Source organism: Gardnerella sp. DNF01159 (genome assembly GCF_049244215.1).
In the GTDB taxonomy this organism is placed as follows: domain Bacteria; phylum Actinomycetota; class Actinomycetes; order Actinomycetales; family Bifidobacteriaceae; genus Bifidobacterium; species Bifidobacterium swidsinskii.
On the sequence record NZ_CP058387.1, the window covers coordinates 1,538,415 to 1,559,268 of the forward strand.

The 20,854-nt window shown below is 43.3% G+C and carries 17 protein-coding genes; 7 read left to right on the forward strand and 10 right to left on the reverse strand.

All coding sequences use genetic code 11. The features are described from left to right. Window positions 1-6: 6 nt before the first annotated feature. The 3 genes from HXT39_RS06260 (at window position 7) to HXT39_RS06270 (ending at window position 4,652) form a co-directional block, all read left to right on the forward strand. Entirely contained in the window at window positions 7-1,065 is a 1,059-nt protein-coding gene (locus tag HXT39_RS06260) for a hypothetical protein (RefSeq protein ID WP_004109958.1), read from the forward strand. A 185-nt stretch (window positions 1,066-1,250) separates the two neighbouring features. Next, on the forward strand, window positions 1,251-4,055 hold the full coding sequence (locus HXT39_RS06265; RefSeq protein WP_233186333.1) for an LPXTG cell wall anchor domain-containing protein: 2,805 nt from the start codon (window positions 1,251-1,253) through the stop codon (window positions 4,053-4,055). Window positions 4,056-4,151: 96 nt separating this feature from the next. Beyond that, the gene (locus tag HXT39_RS06270) at window positions 4,152-4,652 is read left to right on the forward strand and encodes a DUF7507 domain-containing protein (RefSeq protein WP_233186332.1); all 501 of its coding nucleotides are present in this window, start codon (window positions 4,152-4,154) and stop codon (window positions 4,650-4,652) included. 115 nt (window positions 4,653-4,767) lie between these two features. Here HXT39_RS06270 and HXT39_RS06275 read toward each other — a convergent pair whose 3' ends face one another. Further along, window positions 4,768-5,133, reverse strand: coding sequence for a hypothetical protein (locus tag HXT39_RS06275; RefSeq protein ID WP_162861110.1), 366 nt, complete (start codon window positions 5,131-5,133; stop codon window positions 4,768-4,770). A 384-nt stretch (window positions 5,134-5,517) separates the two neighbouring features. Between HXT39_RS06275 and HXT39_RS06280 the strand changes: the two genes are divergently transcribed. Both HXT39_RS06280 and HXT39_RS06285 read left to right on the forward strand, forming a co-directional pair. Next, window positions 5,518-6,006, forward strand: a complete 489-nt coding sequence (locus HXT39_RS06280) for a hypothetical protein (RefSeq protein WP_226988337.1) — start codon at window positions 5,518-5,520, stop codon at window positions 6,004-6,006. Continuing rightward, window positions 5,990-7,282 (forward strand): MFS transporter, encoded by a 1,293-nt coding sequence (locus HXT39_RS06285; protein WP_076002578.1) that lies wholly within the window; start codon window positions 5,990-5,992, stop codon window positions 7,280-7,282. Before HXT39_RS06280 ends, HXT39_RS06285 begins: the two co-directional genes overlap by 17 nt. A 408-nt stretch (window positions 7,283-7,690) precedes the next feature. Here the strand turns inward: HXT39_RS06285 and HXT39_RS06290 are convergent, their stop codons facing one another. Continuing rightward, on the reverse strand, window positions 7,691-7,813 hold the full coding sequence (locus tag HXT39_RS06290) for a hypothetical protein (protein ID WP_255358933.1): 123 nt from the start codon (window positions 7,811-7,813) through the stop codon (window positions 7,691-7,693). A gap of 77 nt (window positions 7,814-7,890) precedes the next feature. Between HXT39_RS06290 and HXT39_RS06295 the strand changes: the two genes are divergently transcribed. After that, window positions 7,891-8,439, forward strand: a complete 549-nt coding sequence (locus HXT39_RS06295) for a hypothetical protein (RefSeq protein ID WP_231130963.1) — start codon at window positions 7,891-7,893, stop codon at window positions 8,437-8,439. Window positions 8,440-9,174: 735 nt separating this feature from the next. Here the strand turns inward: HXT39_RS06295 and HXT39_RS06300 are convergent. From HXT39_RS06300 to HXT39_RS06315, 4 genes are all read right to left on the reverse strand, one after another. Further along, window positions 9,175-9,513 (reverse strand): hypothetical protein, encoded by a 339-nt coding sequence (locus HXT39_RS06300; RefSeq protein WP_004109968.1) that lies wholly within the window; start codon window positions 9,511-9,513, stop codon window positions 9,175-9,177. A 283-nt stretch (window positions 9,514-9,796) separates the two neighbouring features. Continuing rightward, complete coding sequence (locus tag HXT39_RS06305) at window positions 9,797-10,813, reverse strand: tetratricopeptide repeat protein (protein ID WP_103013768.1); 1,017 nt, start codon at window positions 10,811-10,813, stop codon at window positions 9,797-9,799. Window positions 10,814-10,854: 41 nt separating this feature from the next. Further along, window positions 10,855-11,919, reverse strand: a complete 1,065-nt coding sequence (locus tag HXT39_RS06310) for a hypothetical protein (protein WP_004109972.1) — start codon at window positions 11,917-11,919, stop codon at window positions 10,855-10,857. After that, complete coding sequence (locus HXT39_RS06315) at window positions 11,912-13,708, reverse strand: hypothetical protein (protein WP_064621457.1); 1,797 nt, start codon at window positions 13,706-13,708, stop codon at window positions 11,912-11,914. The genes HXT39_RS06310 and HXT39_RS06315 overlap by 8 nt, the downstream gene beginning before the upstream one ends. A gap of 79 nt (window positions 13,709-13,787) precedes the next feature. Between HXT39_RS06315 and HXT39_RS06320 the strand changes: the two genes are divergently transcribed. Further along, window positions 13,788-14,777, forward strand: a complete 990-nt coding sequence (locus HXT39_RS06320) for an FKBP-type peptidyl-prolyl cis-trans isomerase (protein ID WP_103013767.1) — start codon at window positions 13,788-13,790, stop codon at window positions 14,775-14,777. Between the two features lie 97 nt (window positions 14,778-14,874). On the opposite strand, the gene nucS is transcribed toward HXT39_RS06320, so the two are convergent. The 4 genes from nucS to HXT39_RS06340 all read right to left on the reverse strand — a co-directional run bounded on the left by nucS (window position 14,875) and on the right by HXT39_RS06340 (window position 20,758). Then, window positions 14,875-15,582 carry an endonuclease NucS gene (gene nucS, locus HXT39_RS06325; RefSeq protein ID WP_064621458.1) on the reverse strand — a complete coding sequence of 236 codons (708 nt, stop codon included), beginning with the start codon at window positions 15,580-15,582 and terminating at the stop codon, window positions 14,875-14,877. A gap of 36 nt (window positions 15,583-15,618) precedes the next feature. Next, entirely contained in the window at window positions 15,619-17,052 is a 1,434-nt protein-coding gene (locus HXT39_RS06330) for an amino acid permease (protein WP_100066729.1), read from the reverse strand. A 237-nt stretch (window positions 17,053-17,289) separates the two neighbouring features. Next, window positions 17,290-20,043: an ABC transporter permease gene (locus tag HXT39_RS06335; protein WP_103013766.1), complete on the reverse strand. Its 2,754-nt coding sequence runs from the start codon at window positions 20,041-20,043 to the stop codon at window positions 17,290-17,292. Window positions 20,044-20,056: 13 nt separating this feature from the next. Next, a complete protein-coding gene (locus tag HXT39_RS06340; protein ID WP_004105770.1) occupies window positions 20,057-20,758 on the reverse strand; it encodes an ABC transporter ATP-binding protein in 702 nt (233 codons plus the stop codon). Between the last annotated feature and the right edge of the window lie 96 nt (window positions 20,759-20,854).

Here is a 20,854-nt window from a genome sequence, read left to right on the forward strand (position 1 = left end):
ATAATTATGGCTAATATGGATAAAAATCAGATTATTAAACAAGAAACCGAGATTACGAGACTAGATGCTATTTCTGGTCGCGGTGACCAGAAGCCAGGGAGCAAGAAGAAGCGTAAGCTTATCATCATTGCTACTGCGGTTGTTGTAGTTATAGCTTTGCTGGTTGCGAGTATGCTGGGTGTGAAGTCTTTAAGAGATTCCAAGACTCAAGCGTGCATCCAGGCAAACAGTGCGTACGCCAAAGCGTGGGCACAGTACGAGAAGACACGCCAGGATGCTGATGAAACTGCTAAGACTGTGACTAGTGTGGAGCAGGTTGCAAACGCTAAAACCTACACCACATTCACAGCCCAGCATGCTAAGAGTAAAAAGGTAAGTAAGGCGCAGTCTTTGAATTGTGCTATCTCCTACACTCAGGCTTTCAACGCGACCATGTCTAGTCTTGATAAGACTACAGCACAGCTTAATAAGACCACTAAGGCTCTGAAAAACTCAGTCGTTCAGGTCACAAAGTCGAAGAATGTGAAGGATCTTGAAAATGCTAAGAATATGGTGAAGGCGAAGCTTGATGAGATGAATAATCTGCTCTCCTCATCAGACGGTCAAGTGGCTGATAATGCTACTCGTGATAACCTGCAAAACCAGATAAACACGCTTACCGCAGCGTTGAATGATAAGAAAGCAACCGTCGAGTCTTTGACTAAGGCTCTTGAGCCAGTCCAAGGCGCAATCGACAGTGTAAACGCAAGTATACAAGCGAAGCAGCAGGCAGACGCTGCCGCAGCGGCTGCGGCGCAAGCAGCTCCGCAGGCTCGTTCCCAGTCTGCGGCTCGTACTAGCTCGGGAGCTCCTCGTTCAAGTACTCGTGGTGGGTCTTCTTATAGTGCGCCAGCACAGAATAAGAATTCGGGTGCGGTCGACTGGGATAAATACCTTGCTGACGGGAAAGCATATAATGAATTACATAGAACACCTAATCAATGTCGATATATCTATCGCTGTGGCACTGGATGGAATACCGATGGAACACCAGATGGTGACGGTGATGTAACTAATAGCAAATAGTTTCCATCTTTACTCATTTTCCCTTTACATAGTGGTTGGTTTTAGACGACTTCTAAAACCAACCATTTTTATCAATACCAAATTTTTATTGATATAAAATAAAATTTTTTCATTTTCTCATTACTGAATGTGAAACTTTTTGGTTTCGCATTTCATAATAAGCAATTTGAAAAAGGGAGACTTTTATGTCGCTTTTCGCTAAGCATAAAAGTATGAGAGACAAGATCCGACAAGGTTCACATCGCGCTCTTGCTGGTATCGTTGTCGCATCAACAATGTTGACAGGATCCGCATTTGCCGCTGGCGGTGCCGGATGGACAGGTGGAAACACTGGCGGATCTGGCACATATAAATCGAATACATTCTGGGTTACCGATGATAACCTAGGTTCCGCATCAGATAATGAAGCAGTGGTGCGCGCTATCCAATCAGAAGGTGTAGCCATCGGTAGCTCTGCTACCCGCGAAGCAGCAGCTAGAGCGCAAATTAACGCTGCATTATCCAAGGCTCGCGGTGATTGTGAAACAGAGTATACTGCGCGAGGTGGCACTGGTTCGGCAGACTGCCGCATCTGGGGTGTAGGCTTCACCGCAACAACAGCAGGACCAGGAATCACAAAACCGGAATATAACAATACTTCTAGCGCGCAAGCAACTGGCGCTCAATGGTTATCAGCATGGAACAACGAAACACAGAACGGTACCAGAAAATATAATCACGGCGGTAGCGAATACACAGTGTTTGATGATATTGATTCAGCTAATACACTCGCTTCATTCGCTGCTCAGGGTATGAGTACGCCAAATACTGATTTGATTGTTATCGTTCTTGCAAAAGACCAGCCTAAACTGTGGGACTTTACCCCTGATAAGTCCTGGGTAAAATACTCTAACGGCAAATGGGCAACCGTTATTGATGCGAAGCATACCAACACCACCGGTGCAGACACCCAAACCATCCTTGATGGCGACAAGCTCGGCTCTGTGGTTAACGGTAGCTTGGGCGAGAACCTGGGAGATAGCCTCGACACATTCACCCTGTCTGATGATTACACGGCTGCTGACTATTTGTGGGATCCAGATATGAGTGATGTGCATGTGTATGCTGCTCCAATCCCTGAGGCATCAACTACCGTCTCCTCAGTCGATGACATCATCACTAAGGGTACTGACGTGACAAGCCAGTTCACTATCCAACAGGCTGGCACGACCATTACTGCTACCATGACCAGTCAAGCTCTTGCTGCTGCACGTAGTCTTGCTACCCCTATGCAATACACGCTGCTTATCGGAGGCAAGGCGAATTATGCAAATGGTAAGGGTGCAGCCCAGGTACGCGCTGACGCAGGCAAAAAAGCTACGGATGAAGTCGAGTTTTGTGCTGATCCAACCACAGGCGCAGCCCTCAATTCTCATGGTTTGAAGAATAAAGGCTCAGAGTCTGCCGCGGGCAAGACAAAGACTACGAACGAACCATACGTGTGTGGTTACGTTCCACCAGTAGCAAAGGCAGTCATATCTGAGGCCTCTCAGGGTGGTGACCAGGACGATATTAATGGTAAGAGTGTCATGCCAGGACAGAAGCTGGAATACGAACTCACTAGCGAACCAACCATTCCAAACAACCTGAGTTATGCTATCGAGTCTGTTGCATTCACTGACACGTATGACCAGTATCTTGAGCTTGACAAGCAGACTATCGAGCTGCGTGACCTTGAAACCGGTCGCACCATCAGTAAGAAGAACTACACGCTTACTGCAGATACCGAGAAGCATGAGTTTACTATCGAACTCAACAAGGATTACGTGACAGCGAATATGACCGCGGGATCTAAGCATCGTTTCCAGGTTCGTTTCGAAGGCACGGTATCCAAGAACGCTCCAACAGACCATAGTGTGGATAATCAGTGGGGTTTGAAACTCAACAATAGTTTGACCTCGTCTAACGTGGTATCGAATAAGCCGGTAGAGCCAAAGCCTGAAAAGAAGGATGAAACCAAGACTGGTATCAATATTGATGGCAAGACCGCATACGTAGGAGACGATATTTACTACCGTCTCACTTTAAGCGCAGCCACGTTGAAGGACACTGCGTATAAGGTTCACCGTCTCGGCATGATCGATGACTATGATGATGAGTACTTGCAGCTCAATGACAAGAATATCGAAATCCTAGACGCAGCCGGTAAGGACGTCACCAACAAGTTCAATATCCAGGTTAAGGATGGTGTCGTCTACGTGTTCGCTAAGACCGTAGACACGGAGTATCTCGGAGATATTCTTCCAGGGGATCCACAACCAACAGATTTAAAGGCCTACGCTGGCAAGGTATTGGATGTGACAAAGGATCCTGCAATCGACCAGTCTCTCCTTGGTCAGGATTACACCATCGTGCTTCCTATGACAGTCAAGCAGGTCAAGGACGGGTATGTAGTGAAGAACACTGCCACCCAGATTACAAACGATCGCAAGGATGTAACGAACACGGTAACTAACCCGTTAAAGGTTATTAACCCGAAGAAGGATGTGACTGTTAAGGTTAATGGCGAAAGTGCGAATGGTAAGAGTATTTATAAGGATCATCAGTTCTTGTATCGTCTCGATAGCTCCAAGATCGCTGGTAACCGTGCCTACAAGCAGATCAAGAATTGGCGCATCGTGGATGATTATGATGAAAAGTTTGACAAGCTAACCGGCCAGTGGGCAGTCTATGTCAACAACGACATTAAGCTCGCTGACGGCACTGTGATCTCCAAGGGTAGCCGTATCGACGGTAGCGGTGTTGATGCCGGATATTTCACTTTCACCGAGGCTAATGGTGCGTTTACTGTAGAGGCAACACAACAGTTCCTTGATATTGCATCTGCTATGGATAGTGACTTGTCCTGGACAGCGTACGTGCAAATGACCCGTTTGGGCGTAAGCGATCGCGTAGAAAACACGTTCGTGGAAACCATGAATGATGTTGAACGCGAATCCAATATGGTGTGAACCAAGACCCCAGACCAGACCCCTGCTATTAAACTCATCAAGTACGACGCAGCATCTGGTCTTGAAGCGGGAGACCGTAACACACCAAGCGAAGCCTTGAAGTCTACCAAGAACGGCACCAAGATTGTGTTCCGTATCATCAACACCGGTAAAGTCAACCTGACCAAGATCACGTTAGATGATAAGACTATCGCAGGCTCCGGTACGGTAACTAATCTGGAGTATCCAGCAAACTGGTCTAACCTGGTATTAAAGCCTGGCGAATACGTAGAAGTCAAGGGCACGTTGACTGGTATGAACACGATGAATCATACCGACCGTGGTCACACGACTGGTACACCTATCGTGCCATGCGCATCCCATAACGATCACCCATTCGACCCAAACGGTGGAGATAATGGTAATGGTGGTAATACGGGTGTGTGCTATGACACTCCAGTCGAAGATTCTGATGATTGGAACGGTGTTACTGCTGCACCATTGGCTCAGACTGGTAGCGCGGTCGTGTCTATCGCTATCGCTGCTCTTGCAGCCCTGGGCGCAGGAGCAAGCATCATGATCACTAAGCGTAACAAGGAAAATGCTCGTAAGCATTAACCCGTAAACACGCTTAGTATTAACTGGCGAGGGGTCGCACATGCACACGGGACTATCTCCGTGCAATGGTGTGGCCCCTCACTCTATATTTTCTTCTTCCTCTATTGATTTCTTATTAATCTTTCACACGTAACGGTTCATACTCATGAGTAGAAAAGACACAGCCTTTACCCCTAGTCAACGTGCTTATCTCAACAGTCTTCCAGCTATCAAACACGCGACAGCCACACGAATCTACTACACAAGCCAATTCCACAAAGACGCTGTCCAGCAATACGATAACGGTGTCAGACCGTCTGTTATTTTTGCACAGGCTGGAATGCCGTCCACCCTCATCGGGAGCAAAAGGATTGAACGCTGCATCAACAGGCGGGAAAACACCGACTACACACAGTCCGGCATGCCAGAACAAGTACACAAGCAAGTCAGCATATTCCTCGACCAGATGGCGAGCAGAGTTGAGGGTTTTGATTGAAGCCAAGCGTTACACCTTATCCACCAATTCCACAGAAAGAATCCTGACATACGAATAGCCGGACTCTGCCAAACAGTAGGGATATCAGAAAACACGTACTACGAGCTGAGACTGGTAAATAGTTAAGGTCTAATAATGTACTACTAATTTTTATATAAAATTATTCCACAATAAGAGACACACTTGGAAAGAATGCGAATCCTGTATTAGGATTATTTGTATCTTCATAGATGAATATGCAAATAAGATACAGCATTGTTCTTATGAAAGGAGGCAAAGATGAACAAGAATAGCAAGCGCGGCGGAATCAACCCACGACCTCGACCATATCCTCATATGATTTAGGCATAATTTATCCGCACATATTCACACCAAAGGTTAATAATGAACATGACTTCGTACGAAGAAATGTTTGATGAGTATGTGAAATCAAGTGCAGCATATTGCGCTTCTCTATTTGAAGCAACAGAATATTTTTTCAAAGCAAATGCTGCACTTGAAGCCACTATCGTCAGTACAAACACAGCGAAAACATCCACCATCCATTCAATACAAGAATATTTCGAGACATGTAAAATATCGCTTATTAAAACAATTGATTTGCTACGGACATTCCAAGAAATACATACGACTATCCCTGGAGAGCAAGTAGAAGTCGATTTCGCACAACAATACTTCTATATAAAGAAAACATTATCTTGCGTCGAGCAGATTATTCAACTCTTTAGCACAGTGCGTGATGACAAGAACCTACAGCAACAGATTTGGGATAACGACGACTTTACAACATACTTCACTACTAGTGCCGATAGCATCTCTCAAGCAATAATTTGGCAATGTAATTTCGCGAAACGAGCAAACCTTGACGAATCTATTTAAACCTTACCGCGGATATCTGCGTTTAGCAGCTAGTGATTTTCTTTCTAACTATGCAACTACACTAGCCTCAACTACTATTCAATTATGGCTATTGAACTCACTTTTTATCGGTTTTCAGCAGTCAAGCCATTATTTATCGCTTTACCTCACCCTCACTGCAATAAGTGAATTAGTAGCAGGCCTTTTCTCAGGAGCACTAGCTGAGCATGTAGGAATTTTCAGGACAACAGTTGCTGCATGCTTAGCAAGAATGATTGCGGGATTATGTATTATCGCAATTGTATCGGTATCCTTCTCAACCCCATCTGCTAACAAGTTGCTCCTATTTTGGTGTGTTTGTATACTTGTAATGGTTACGACAGCATGTGATACTTTCTATTTTCCTGCTATTACTTCCTTTGTTAATCGTGTAACAAAAAATGATGATCTTATTAATGTTCTTTCACTTCTTCGCTTTACAAGCCTCATGGGTACATTAGTAGGACCAGCAGTTGCAGGTTTTGCGAGTAGTAAATATTTATACATTCCAATTCTATTTACAGAAACTATCGCATTAGCAGGAATAATAATTTTTATTTATTTTATTTACAAGCATGCAGTTAGAACCGGAATTTATACTTCAGACGTCGCAGATGAAAATCCAGAATATTCTCAAGGCTTTTTGGCAACTTGGGCTAGGGGAATGGCAACATTTGTAAAAAACCAAACGTACAGGACTTTAGCTCCATTTGCAATACTCGAAGCTATCGCATCTACTGGCATAAGCTTTGCTGGAGTCCTCTTATTCTCAATGGTTCTACATAGTGCAGAAGGATATGGCTGGTATTTAAGCGCAATGTCACTTGGGTATGCCCTCAGCTATCTCATCGCGCCAAAAGTGTCCAGCAAAATGTCCTTCTCTATGCTACTCACTCTTTCACATATACTAGTGACTCTTTCTATAATAGGACTGGCATTAGCGCCTAACGCTATAGCAGCAGCCGTGTTTGGTTTCCTTTTTGCTTTCTTCCAAGGAGTAGTAAATCCACCATTCCAAACAGTATTTATTCATGCAGTAGATGATAATCTCGTTGGACAGGTAATGTCTGTATTCATCTCAGTTGTTGCCGCTATAGGAGCAGTAAGCTATCCGCTATGGGATTACGCTTATTCCCACATGACCATTCCATCTCTACATGCAGAGTCAGGAATAATTGTCATAGCTGCTCTTATCCACTTTATACTGGTGCTTATCTGCATATTCGATAAGCGATTGCGTTCAATTAAAGCAGAATAAGATGCAATAAATATTGTAAATACGAGCACAACTACAAGCTGCGCTGTGAAAGTTCACTACAGAAGTTTCACAGCGCAGCTTATTTTTAAATTAGAACGCTTTCAATTCAGACATCTAAGTTAACCGAGTGAACCATACTTTATCTGTCATAGAGTGTTCATTTGTGCCGTGAGCAAATAGCACCAACATCTATATCTAGGATATTTATAACTGATGTCCCGTCTGTAAATTCTTTTGACTAACATCATGAGAATTAAAAGAAATATCAGCACCATACCCGGATCCACTAAAAAGTCTGGGCGGCTATTGTCTCCACGAGTTTCACTCGTGGAGACTGTACTGTTGTGGCGCAGCAAGAATGCTGCCACCGGTCGCCGCCCCCACTTTCTCGTGTTGGTAGCCCAGAGGCTAGCACACCCAGTCCAAAGACCACACGCCAGCCTTGTCACGCCACCCAACAAGCTCACCCCTGCCAGCCCATTCCACAACATGTTCCACGGGCTGACCGGAGTCGAGCCTGGAGCGTCGCACAAGGACTGGGAGTGTTCTTGTGGGTTTACGGGTGTGCCTGCCCTGGAACTACCAACACACAAGGAAAGGATAAAAAAATGGTTACCATCAACAGCGACCACACGGTCACACTCCTAATAGGAGAGGTAGAAGCTCTCGTAGCATTCCACAACTACCTAGCAGGCTTTACCACGAAAGGATTGGACGAGAACACACTACGCTACGGTATCCAAGCATTAAGCAGTCTCCTCATCGTGCGTGACATGTTCCTTATTGATAGTTTCCATGGCTGCACCATGCAAGACTTCCTCGATAACGTTGAGCACCCATTCGCTGAGAAAACTGTCCACTATGTGCGTTCAAGCCTCGACCTGGTTTTTAGAGATGACAATTTCACCCTCGACACACGGCGCATCCATCGTGCAATAGCACTGCTGACCACCATGCTGGAACTTAAAGGATTAAGTCAGAGGGAAACTGTCACAGTCTATGGCACACTGTCATACTTGTATTGGCTGAAAAATGACACGACAAACGCTCGTATCACAGCCCAGAAAGCACTCACGATAGACGAGAAGTACTGGCTTGCACGCATCACTACTACAGCGCTCCTTCACCACATCACACCCCACTGGTGCCAGAAGTAAGCAGAGGGTTTGCTGGCAGAAAAAGAAGCGCAACTTTTTCTGCCAGCCCCTGGTGGCTTATCGCAGCCACCCTCCCGCGCGGGGCGCGTCTTACCCCTAGGGCATGCCCTGAACAAAATTCCATAAATTTTAGGGCATTACCCCCAGGAGCAAGCCGCGCTATTACCACGCGAGAAGGGTGGCTACTATGCTTCCATAAGTTCACACAAAGATGTGTGAACCAGCCGCCACCAGCAGAACAAAGAATCTGCCACCACTATCATGGCGGCAGACCCATTATCATCGCATGGAACACCTGCGGTGTACTCTCATTTTTTGCTTTTTATGACGTGTTCTTGACACTTCCCACTCTAAAAAACGGGTCACTTCCGCCAACTTCCCCGCGTCCTCCACTCGCGTTACGGACACGCGCGAAGCTAGGGCCCGCAAGGGGTTGGCTCCAGCGCATTCCGTTTTTGTCCCTTCCAGTGTTCAACAACACGAACGAAAAATAATCACACCAGGGTTTTTATATAAAACCAAACCATAAGAAAAATCATATACAAGTAGAAAGGAAAACAAGAATGAAAATTAACAGCAAGCCAGTCACCGGCACAAGCTTCGCATACGACGGATGCCACAAAATCTACATCTGCGAAAACACACAAGATGAGCAAGACGCGCAAAAAACCGGATACACCATCCACCCCATAAGCGAGCTTGAAAACACATACGAAAACTCGTGCGACCTACGCTTCATCCACAACTGGACACTCGATAAAGACTATGTCTCCCAACTAGAGCCCGCCTTATTCCAAGAATAGCCCATGCTTCACCAGAAAGCGCCGTATTTAATGCAATGCAGAAGTCTGCAACATTATTGTTAGCAAGCTCTACGCTATCAATCGTTGTGACAAGTTTTTCGCGCAACTGTTGCGTAGTAGTATGTGCCCAATTCATTTGAGCATCAGGATTAAGAGAGCGAATCTCTTCCCGTTTTTCCTCGTCAAACTGGAGAGCTGCGGAAGGAGCATTAAACGTTACAAGATCGTTGACGTTATCATCTGGGTTGGTTAAAATATTAAGTACTTTCATCAAAAGACTCCGCATTGTTTCTTGATGAAAAGGCTTATTCGATAGCTCAGAGGTATTGCTCTGAGCTATCTTAATTTTTAGGAAAGGAAAGATATTAAAATTTGTGGCTTTGTAAGAGATTAGTTAGGAAACCCAGAGGTCCATGGTTCAAATCCATGCCCCGCTACTGAAGCCAAGAATCACACGAATTTCTCACGATTGTTGTGGTTCTTGGCTTTTTTATTTAATAACGCATAAGTCAGTCAATCTGCAATCGCCAAAATACAAGTCATCTTCATAAGAATCAATAAAGAAGTATTGCAAGGCGACGGCGAGCGCGCGCTAATCGAGCATCATCTGCAGGAAGCATAGCAAAATACTCAAGCATTCTAGATCGAATAGCCTCAGCATCCGAACGATGTCCCGCAGCCAAAAAATCAAGCAAACGGCCAAAAGCGTCATCAATATGACCATCAATCATATCGACATCTGCCACAGCAAGCTGCGCATCTACATCATTAGGATTATCGCCAGCATTTTTGCGCACTAAAGCAACATCTGTATTGGTATTGCGCGCTAGTAACAAAGCTTTGGCATGTTCACGCGCAGCAATAGAATCGTGCGGATCTGCATCCATAAGCTTCGCATATTCTAAAGCAGCGCCCTCGTAATCACCTTTCATAGCAAGCTCATGCGCTTTTTCATGAGCTGCAGGAACTTGATTTTCGCAACTAGAATTATTATCTGAAGATTCTTCTGAATCATCCTTAGCATCTTCAGATGGCTGTACAAAAGGAGCCGTTCCAGCAACCCCCGAACGCTCTGCCACCTGCACTAATTGAGGTAAAATTGCGCTACAAATCTGCTGCAACTCATCATCGCTAGGTAATCCTTGCGAAATTGGCATAGGGCGTCCGCCAATCAAACCATAAATTGCAGGAAGTTGCTCAGCTCTCAAAGCTTGAGCAATACTTGGGCTTTCGTCTGCATCAATACGCGCCAACTGCATACGACCGTCAAGCGCGTTAACAGCATCCGCTAATTTCTGTGCCACATCATAATAGGCCTCGTCATTAGCTTGCCAAAGCAAAATAACAATTGGGAAACTTACAGACGTTTGCACCATCGCCTGAAAAGACTGCTCATTAACATCGATTACATAGCCGCCAGCTTTTGGAGCAGAAGAACCAGTAGAACCCGATGCAGCTTTAGCAGCTTGCTTAGCTTGAGCTTCTACACGACGCTTTACGCCTTCTAAATCTACAGCCCCAGCAAGCGAAAATCCGCCAGGATTCATGCCTTGCGCTTTGCTACTCACCATTTTTCCTCTTTTCCAAGCACACTACATTGCACTTACAAAATTTATAAAGCTTCTACCTTAATAGGCTGACGCTCAGCACCAACAGGAATAATCTTCATATGAGAACTAGCTGGAGGAACTACTAGAGCAATAACATTTACGTAAGTTACTCGCATAGTACCTTTTGCTTTACCGTCGCCAAATAATGCTTTTTCTTCATCAGAAGCAGGACGAGATTCACGCCCTTCACCAGCTTTACGAGTCCACACAGAATCTATGCGCGCAACAACCAAATCACTTCCATCGCTTGAACGCATAATGCTTATTTGTTTGAGATTTGGTGTAAAGACTTGTTCTTGAGAGCCTTTATTTCGCTCCATTCCAGCTTGCACTGCTTTAGAAAGTTCAACTAACTTTTTACGCAAATAATCGTCAGCAAAATGCTTTGCGTACTTGCTGTTTTCACCATTTTGTAAAACGTCAGCGTACGCAGCTACCGCTTCATCTGGAGTCATCACCAAACCAGTATCGTTAGATTTACCCATTGAAGAACCAATACTTGGCACAGCAAATTTAGGAAGATGCACTCCAGGGAATAAGCGCGCAACAGCCCAAAGTTTATAATTCGAACGCGCTCTCTGTTGACGTAAAACCAGCAAACGTTTTGACTGCTGATCTTTAGTAGTAGTTGTAATAGTCATTAAATCTCTTGGCCAACCAGAATTAGTTGGCACAATAGTTTGCGCGGCTTCACGCGGAATAGTGGCCTTAGGATCTAAGTTTCCAGTTTTGTTTGCAATCGTAAGCTCGCTCGTACGAATATCGAGAGCAGGTCCAGAAACTGCTTGAGATAATGAATCCACATCTTTTTCGTCGTTTGCCTTTTCTAGAGTGCGAAGCAACCCCAAGCGGATATCTTTTTCTTGCAGCATAGTCACATTAGGTAACTCTTGATTACTACGCGCTTCAGCAGGTTTCGGCACCTGCCCATCGCAAGCAGATAATCCGGTTACCATAACCGTTGATACAACACATGCTATTAATGTGACTACGTTGTTGCGCAATACGCCTCTATTTTTACTTTTTACTCGGTGAATATCGACATTACTATTACGCATTTTACTCATTTCCTCGCTCACTTGAAGAATTACCGCGGTAGCCTTTCCCATTTTTTCTGTAGCGACCGTTACCGCCGTCTCCTCTAAACCCATTTCGTTTTATGCGAGATTGCTTATCGTTGCTATTTTTAGACGAATTTTGACGTTTGTTTGATTCTGAGTTGCGATAGTTTTCGTGCTCATTAAGCTTTTTCTTACTAGATTCATGTGAAATCTTGCTATTACTATCTGAAGGCTTGACCGTTTCTAAACGTTTCTTTGCAAACTTTTCAGAATTATTAGCATTATTTCTATCGTTCTGACGATTACGCCTCTTGTTATTCTGCTGTGCATACTTATTTTGCTGCTGACGCTTATTCTTATAATCGTTCAGACTATTGCCATCCGACGCGCTTGCGTAAGATTTTTTCTTATTTCGCGGAGTCTTAATATTCTGAGAATTCCGCTTATATTGCTTATTTTCTGAATTTGCTGATTCTGCTGAATTTCCAGAATATTTCGCATTTCCTATATCTTCCGCATTTGCTAAATCTTCTCCGTTTGCCGCAGCATCCTGATTGTGCAAATCATTAAATTCATCATCAGCATTGTCTAAATCATCTAAATAAGAATTATCGTCATGTTGCTGCATAAAGCGCGTAGCAAACGCAAGCATTTCATCTTGCGCAATAACAGTAGTTTCAGCCAAAGAATCAGTAGATGCAACCGCTGTAGAAGCAGACGCAATTCGAGTTTGCATACCATTTGAGTCGCCGCTTTGCATTGAATCTTTGCGACGACGCGCATGATCTCCATGCCTTGCGTGGCTTCCAGAATCCTTCTTGTGTCGTTTGTGACCAAAAATACCAGACATGGTTCCAGAAATCGCCTCAGCAAAGGTGACTTCGTCACGCTGTGCAGACTTTACTGCCAACACTCCTGAACGGCTAGCTATTAATTGCTTATTACGACGACGATGCGGAGCCATTGCAAAAATAGTTGCAGAAAGTATAGCTAATACTGCAAAAAGCACTCCTACAAAATATAAAGGCGTTGCAAAATCTGGAATTTGATTACGACGCCACCGCAATTCTACGGAAGCTTCCGGCACATTATCCCCCAAATCAATTAGCAAAACACGTCTAGCAGCCTGCGAGCGCAGTGAAGAAGAAGACGCATCATGACTATTTGACTTACTAGCGCGAGTGCCCGATTTAGGCATTGTGCCGCTTGCAACAGCATGATCATACGACGCAGAACCAGAAGATTGAACATAATCTGCAGTATTTATTGCCAATTTCGCTAAACCAAGCTGGCATGTAACTATAGGCCATAAATTAGATTCTTGGAATTTTACGTCAGGATCCTTAATGTCCACAGAGTCACCCGCTTGCACAGAGGTTTTACCAGACACTTCAGAAACTGAAAGATTATTCCAATCACGCAAACCAGTAATTCTTTGTACTGGAGAACCTGCCACCCAGCCTCTTACGTCTTTCGTTAAACCTACAGCAACACAAATAGGCTTACGCGTATGCAAAGCAGCAACACTAATACGAACCCTGTTATCTACAAGATTCAAAACACCAGGATCAGTGACAATATAACGAGTTCCAGATACGTTAGCGTACGCAATAACAACGTTGCTAGGCTTCCAAAATGTTGCGTTAGCAACTCCAAGAACAACGCTTAATACTGCAAGCAAAGCAAAAAATGGAGCTACAACGCCGCGCATGATTTTACTGCGCAAAGTGAGCCGTCGCATTGGTCGTCGCATTGGTCGTCCTTCTATATCAGAAGCATCTTCTATATTTGTCATAACGATACCATTCTACAGTCTTTTAATATTACTTGCATGTTTTGATGTAAAAATCAGTGTCAAGCGGTAATGTGAGGCTATGAAAAAAATCAAAACATTAGAACAAAAATCCTTTTTGCTTCGCACTTTTGCAACTATTAGTGCAGTGGCAATGTGTGTAGTACTCGCTTCATGCGGAGAAAGTTCCAACAACAAAAACAATTTAACTGATGAGAACGCTCAAAAAGCTGGAATGCAGTTGCTGGAAGGCGTAAGCGCATCTGGAGCACTTGGGAAAAAGCCTAAAATAACACTGAAAACGCCTGTAAAAGTAAAGCAAAATACTTATGCTGTTTTGCAACGAGGCAACGGAGAAACAATTAAAGAAGGCGATCGCGTATGCTCTCAGGGCATTGTGTTCGACTCCAAAACCGGCAAAGAGCTTATGAATACTTGGGAAAAAGGCAAAGTTGATTGCTCGATTTACATTAATAAAAATTCTACAAGCCGCCCATATTACGCTTTGATTAAAGGCAAGAAAATTAATACAACTATTGCTTTTGGCGTAAGTGAAGGATATAAAAATCCTTCATATGTTGTGGTTCTTACAATGGTTTCGCGATCAAAGGCTATAACTAGAGCAACGGGCAAGGCTGTTACGAATATTCCCGCAAATTTGCCGAAGGTAACTCTTGATAAATCTGGAGCACCAACCTTAGATAAAAATAACTACGTTCCAGACGGAAAGCTTGTTTCTCAGACTTTGATTGAAGGAACCGGCAAAAAAGTAACTGCAAAAGACACAGTTTCTGCTCATTACACTGGCTGGACTACTGATAAAGACGGCAAATTGCATCAATTTGATTCTTCTTGGCTTCGTGGCATACCTGCAGACTTCCAACTTGCTGGAGGAGTAATCCCTGGTTGGACTAAAGGCTTAACTGGAAAGAAAGTTGGCTCCCAAGTTCTTTTGGTAATCCCACCAGAAGATGGCTACGGTAAAGAAGAAAAGAAGGACGCGCGCGGAAACGTAACTATTCCTGCAAATGCCACGCTGTACTTTGTAGTCGATATTCTCTATGCTTCGTGAGATTTGTAATTTTGCAAACTGTTGCAAAATTAACTAGCGATTCATAAATAATAAACCCCTCCTTCCCGAGGGGTTTTTACATATTTAGAACACATATTTAGAACAGACGAAGATCGTTGGACTCGACTCCACGCATTTCATCGTAATCCAATATTAAGCAAGTAAATCCACGATCCTCAGCCAAAACGCGAGCTTGCGGACTAATAGTTTGCGCAGCAAAAATACCTCTAACCGGCTTAAGTAACGGATCTCTATTCAGCAACTCACAATAACGCGTAAGTTGCTCAACGCCGTCGATACCGCCATGCCGCTTAATCTCAATAGCGACATGTACACCATCCGCGTCCTGAGCCATAATATCCACTGGGCCGATAGCCGTAGGATACTCACGGCGCACCAACGTTGCACCATCGCCGATTCGTTCAATCTGCTCAGCCAAGTAACGTTGCAAATGATCCTCAACACCATCTTTAATTAGGCCAGGATCCTCACCCAAATCGTAAGTATTATCGCTATAAACATGCTCGAGCGAAACCATAAGCAAATCATCGCTTTTAGCGGCAGCAACACGCAAAATACAGCCATCTACAACAACGCCAGCATCGGATTCGCCGCTATCTTCTTTACGTAAAACACGCATACTACAAGGAGCTACCATCCAATTAAGAGGTTTATATGCACCAAGCTCAGAAAAAATAAGTACGCTGCCATCTGCTTTAATAAGCAACACTCGCTTAGCTAAAGGAAGCGTGGCATTTAACCTACCTGTATACTCTGCACTGCAATCTGCAACAATAATTCGCACACAGCAAGCATAACAGAAATCAAGTAAAGAAGTACCTTACTTCCCCAAAGCTTCAGCTAAATCGCGATTCTGCCAATGTTGATGTAAGGCGCAGTATCCGCCGAACAATACGAGCCACACTAGTCCGCCAATTGCAGAAGCTCGCGTATCGTCGCTAATAAACAAAGTCACATACACAAAAGCAAAGAACGCTATAGTAAGAGAATTCAAAAGCTTATAATGCGGCATAACGAAGCCGTCTGGCATAAAATCAGCAGATTCACGGTATTTACGATGCGTAACCATAATCAAAATATAAATCATGATTATCACTGCCGAAGAAGCCGAAGCAAACAAAATAAACGCACCATGAATACCAGGGATCGAATTAATAATTGGTGAAAGAAGAATCAAAGCAGACGAGAACAAAATCGCGCGAGCAGGAACCTTCGTGCGTGAAACCTTACGCAACTTACCCAAAAGAGGCGAAGGTGACTCAAGCGCGATTTGATACATGTGGCGACCAGCAGAATACAGCAAAGAATTAAGCGCAGAAGAAGCAGCTGTAATAACCACAAAGAACACAAGCGCAGAAGCCCAATGCAATCCCGCGTATTGGAACACCATAATGAATGGTGACATAAATACGCCTTCCGCATTCGTAGCCCTAAACTGTTGCCACGGCACAATAAGCATAATCGCTATGAGAGCACCAACATAGAAAACCAGAACGCGTACAATAATCTCGTTAACAGCCTTTGGCAAAACCTGGCGAGGATTCTTAGTTTCCGAAACAGTCACACCAACAAACTCAATAAGCTGGTACGCGTAAAACACCATTTGGAAGCTCATTAAGAAGGAAAGCCAGCCATTTGGCATAAGCGAGAAATTGTTGAAAATATTATCTAATCCAGCGTGACCAGCAGGACTCATTACACCACCATGCAAAGGAGTTGCAGAGTAATGGTAACCAATTAAAGCCATAACTACGGCTGTGACAATAAGAGCAACAATTAGCGTAATTTTAATCATTGAGAACCAAAACTCAGTTTCCCCAAATAGCTTTACAGCTACCAAATTTATGCACACTAAAGCCGCTAAAAATACTACTTCTATCAGCCATTTCCAATGACTTACGTCAATATCGAAAGTTTGGAAGAATGTGACACAATACGTACTAACTGCCGTAATTTCGCTCATACCAATAAGTACAAGCACAAACCAATACGACCATCCGGCAAAATTACCCCAACCTCTGCCAAGATAACGTGTAATAAAACTAATAAAAGTATGCTGGTTCGGATCCTTATACATAAGTTCGCCAATGCCACGCATCAGCAGGAACATAATCAAGCCCACAATAATGTAAACGAATACGATACTAGGACCTGTTAAGCTAATAGATTTTCCGGAACCAAGGAATAAGCCTGTGCCAATAGTGCCACCAATAGCAATAAATTGCACGTGACGCTTGGTAAGACTACGCTCCATTTGGTTTGCATTGCTACTTGCATTTTCTTGCGCAGATACGCAAGAAGATTGGTTTGAAGATTGATTATGAGAAGATGTGCTATTGTGCGTCTCTGCAGATTCTGTTTGTTTAGAACCTACATTAATGTCACTATTCACAGTCTCACTCATTATTACAACTCCGTTCCTTAATAGCCACGAATTTCTAATTTTATAGGAACCCTTAACTATTCATTACGCATTCCACAATTCGCGCAACTATTCCACACTTTTAAGTGAGCTTACTGGATCTATGCGATCCAAAGCTGGGTTGGTAGCCCATTGCACAATTAACGCAAAAATTAGTGTTGCAACGCCAGCAATGCAATAGCTTAAAGGAGCTACTTCAACTTCAAAATACAAAGACGGCATACGAAGCGCGCTAGTCAACAATCCTGCAATAAGCCTTCCTAATGGCAATCCAACTGCAATGCCGATAACAGTTAAAGTAAGCATTTCTTTATGCACATAGGAATGAACTTCTCTACGATAAAAACCAAGAACTTTCAGCGTAGCCATTTCGCGAGTACGTTCCGAAATATTAGTACTTGCAAGAGTAAAAAGCACAGCTAAAGCTAAGCCAGCAGCCAAAGTTACGATTAAAGCAACAACAGCATTCATAAGATCAAAACTAAAAGCATGCTTCATACGCGTAATATTCATAACAGCAAGCACACCGTCACGTTCAGAAACCTTGTCGGCATATTTAATTTTATTATTATCGCTACCTCGCAAACGCAAAATTAACGCATTATGTTTCAAAAGCTTACTGTTTTCTCCATTAAATAAGCGTTCGTAGCAATGTTCAGTCATGTAAATATTAGAACCGATAAGATTACGAACAATAGCTTTAACTTTAACCTTCGCACGTTTAAAACTAGTATTCGTCACATTAATTTCGCTACCACGAGTAATGTCCAGAGATGCAGCAGCGCTTTGAGAAAGCAACGGACCTTCATCCGTAAGTTTAACAGTTTGCAAATTATTGTTCACATCCTGCAAATTTACAAGATGAGACAAAGCTTTTGTGTCTTTTACAACAATCAACTGCACGCTTTCCGCATCCTCAACATGACGACTATTCGACTTATTTGATTGATTTTTAGCTATTTCTCCAGAGCCCACATAAGCCGGAAGTATAGTTTCTACTTTATTATTTGACTTGTCTTGCTCAACGCTTTTCTTCATATTTTGGAAAGATCCTGGAGCCGAGATAGAAATCATATCGTATCGATAAATTCCCTCGTATTGGCGAATACCCAAGGTCGCAACAGTATCGTTCAAAGCAAGACCGCAAACAATAAGCGCTGTGCAACCGGCAACTCCACCGATAGTCATGCACAATCTGCCTTTGAATCGCGCCAAATTGCGAACAGTAACCTTATTTAAGAAACTCATTCGCTTCCAAATCCAAGGCAACCTTTCAAGAAGAACGCGAGAACCAGCTTTTGGGGCTTTTGGTCTTAACAAAGCTGCAGGAACTTGCTTTGTTTCTCGCCAACTAACAACGATTGTGCATATTGCAACAGGAATCACAAATGCTAGCACACACAAAGAGCCATATAGCCAGTCATACTTCAACCTAACGTCTGGAACGGCGTATAAACCACGCAAGATTTTTAGTAAAAGTGAAGGGATTGCAAGAAAACCCATAATATCGCCAATTCCGCCGCCAACAAAGCACGCAAATATTGCGAAGAAAGCATGTCTTGTTACTGCAGTAGAACGACCGTATCCCAAACTTAAGTATGTGCCAATAAGCCCTCGCTCTTCTTCAACCATACGAGCCATAGCAGTTAAACTCATCATCATTGCTACAACAAGAAATACTGCCGGGAAAGCGTATCCAAGTGACTGTATTGAAGCAACGTCAGAACGCAAACTAGCATAACTATCGTTAGCTATACGAGTAGATATATGCCATTGAGCTTGAGGAACACGTTTTTGAATCTCTGACTTAATTTGTTTACGAATTTGCTTTTTTGCTTGCTCTTTAACAAAATTTGGAGCGCGCTGAAGTCTAGAATCGTTTGCAATAATGTTTTTTAATTCTGAGTTAACTTGGTTGTCGATAATTTGATTACGTCGAGCTGTTTCTCGCTTAGATTGCACGCGTTCTTGAATCTGTTCAGATGCATCGTCGACAATGCCCCGATAATCTTTAGAAAAAACATTGACATGTTGAGTATCATTCAAACGTACCGATATTGCTGTATACGGCAAGCCGGTCACGTTATCAGGAGCAGCAGAAGTAAATATTGGATATCTAGACGTCACAGAGTTACGAAATGCTTTAGATTGATAGCCATCAGGATTGTTTAAATCGTTGCTATCTAGCACGCTACCAGTTATGCGCAAACGATAAGTTTTAGACTTTGAATTAGAAGAATCAAGATTTCCAACGTCCACATTTTGCTGCATGTTGACTACTATCACATTGCCAATGCTCAAGCCACTATCGTGTAAAAATCGCTGAGTTACAACAGCTTCACTATTATTTTTAGGCATATTGCCCTTAAGCAAATGCAAACGATTAAGATTTTTTTGCGATTCTACATAATGCACGAAATTCATTGCGTATGAAGACTTTGCATCATCTGTCGCGTGTGCTGTTGCTTTCCAAGAACGCTCTGCTTCAACTTCACTCACACTTGGCAACGCGCGTAATGCTGCAACATCGTCTTTAGTTAAACCAAGAGTAGATACGATTTGCAAATCATAAGCATGCAATTTCGCATACATATCGTTAGTAGCGAGAAACATGTCGTTGCAGCCTGCATAAATACCAGTCATAACAGCAACGCCAAGCATTGCAATAACCGCAAGAACACAGAAGCGACGCCATTCGCGAACCCACATTCTAATTGCGCTAATAAATACTATTGGCAGCAATGAGTGCGTGCGCTTACCTTCACTGCCATTATTGGCGTTTTTATTATCAGATTGCTTTGAAACTGCTGTTACTTTCCGCATAACAACCACCTAATCACCACTCAATATCGGCTATAGCCATAGGATGTTCTTGCACAGTTTCGTCTACAACTTTTCCAGAACGGAAACGAACAACTTTGTGAGCCATCGGAGCAATGGCAGCATTATGAGTAATAATCAGCACTGTCATGCCTTCAGTTCGGCAAATATCTTGCAATAATTGCAATACTGCCTTACCTGTTTCATAATCCAAGGCACCAGTAGGCTCGTCACATAACAATAATTTAGGTTTTTTAGCAAGAGCTCGCGCAATAGATACGCGTTGCTGCTCACCGCCAGAAAGTTGAGCTGGGAAATTATGTAGCCTTTCTTTCAAGCCAACATCAATAAGCGTTTGAGCAGGGTCAAAATGATCTGCACAAATTTGCGAAGCTAACTCTACATTTTCAAGAGCAGTTAAATTTGGAACTAAATTATAAAATTGAAAAACAAAACCAATGTCTTCTCTGCGGTAGCGAACCAAATTACGACCTTTTAGCTTAGTAACATCGCAATCGCCAACAACAACACGACCGCTTGTTGCAGTATCCATACCACCCAAAATATTTAATGCTGTAGTTTTTCCCGCGCCAGATGCACCTAAAATTACTGTAAGCTCACCGCTCTGTGCAGTAAAACTGGCATCATCTAAAGCTCGCACAGCACCAGAACCTGATGGGTATTCTTTCACTACATGATCAAAAGTTATATATGCCACAACACACCTTCACAATATGAGAAACTATAAAAATTCAACTTCTATTTATTTGTATTATCTACCGTTATATTTCGTACTATTTTACTAAATGAGCGC

What these genes read in the sequence shown, in the direction of transcription:
- HXT39_RS06260 (WP_004109958.1), top strand. Translation starts at nt 7, where the DNA reads ATGGCTAATATGGATAAAAATCAGATTATTAAACAAGAAACCGAGATT.
- HXT39_RS06310 (WP_004109972.1), bottom strand. Translation starts at nt 11,919, where the DNA reads ATGAGTAAAATGCGTAATAGTAATGTCGATATTCACCGAGTAAAAAGT.
- HXT39_RS06300 (WP_004109968.1), bottom strand. Translation starts at nt 9,513, where the DNA reads ATGAAAGTACTTAATATTTTAACCAACCCAGATGATAACGTCAACGAT.
- HXT39_RS06320 (WP_103013767.1), top strand. Translation starts at nt 13,788, where the DNA reads ATGAAAAAAATCAAAACATTAGAACAAAAATCCTTTTTGCTTCGCACT.
- HXT39_RS06315 (WP_064621457.1), bottom strand. Translation starts at nt 13,708, where the DNA reads ATGACAAATATAGAAGATGCTTCTGATATAGAAGGACGACCAATGCGA.
- HXT39_RS06335 (WP_103013766.1), bottom strand. Translation starts at nt 20,043, where the DNA reads ATGCGGAAAGTAACAGCAGTTTCAAAGCAATCTGATAATAAAAACGCC.
- HXT39_RS06265 (WP_233186333.1), top strand. Translation starts at nt 1,251, where the DNA reads ATGTCGCTTTTCGCTAAGCATAAAAGTATGAGAGACAAGATCCGACAA.
- HXT39_RS06295 (WP_231130963.1), top strand. Translation starts at nt 7,891, where the DNA reads ATGGTTACCATCAACAGCGACCACACGGTCACACTCCTAATAGGAGAG.
- HXT39_RS06305 (WP_103013768.1), bottom strand. Translation starts at nt 10,813, where the DNA reads ATGGTGAGTAGCAAAGCGCAAGGCATGAATCCTGGCGGATTTTCGCTT.
- HXT39_RS06330 (WP_100066729.1), bottom strand. Translation starts at nt 17,052, where the DNA reads ATGGAGCGTAGTCTTACCAAGCGTCACGTGCAATTTATTGCTATTGGT.
- HXT39_RS06280 (WP_226988337.1), top strand. Translation starts at nt 5,518, where the DNA reads ATGACTTCGTACGAAGAAATGTTTGATGAGTATGTGAAATCAAGTGCA.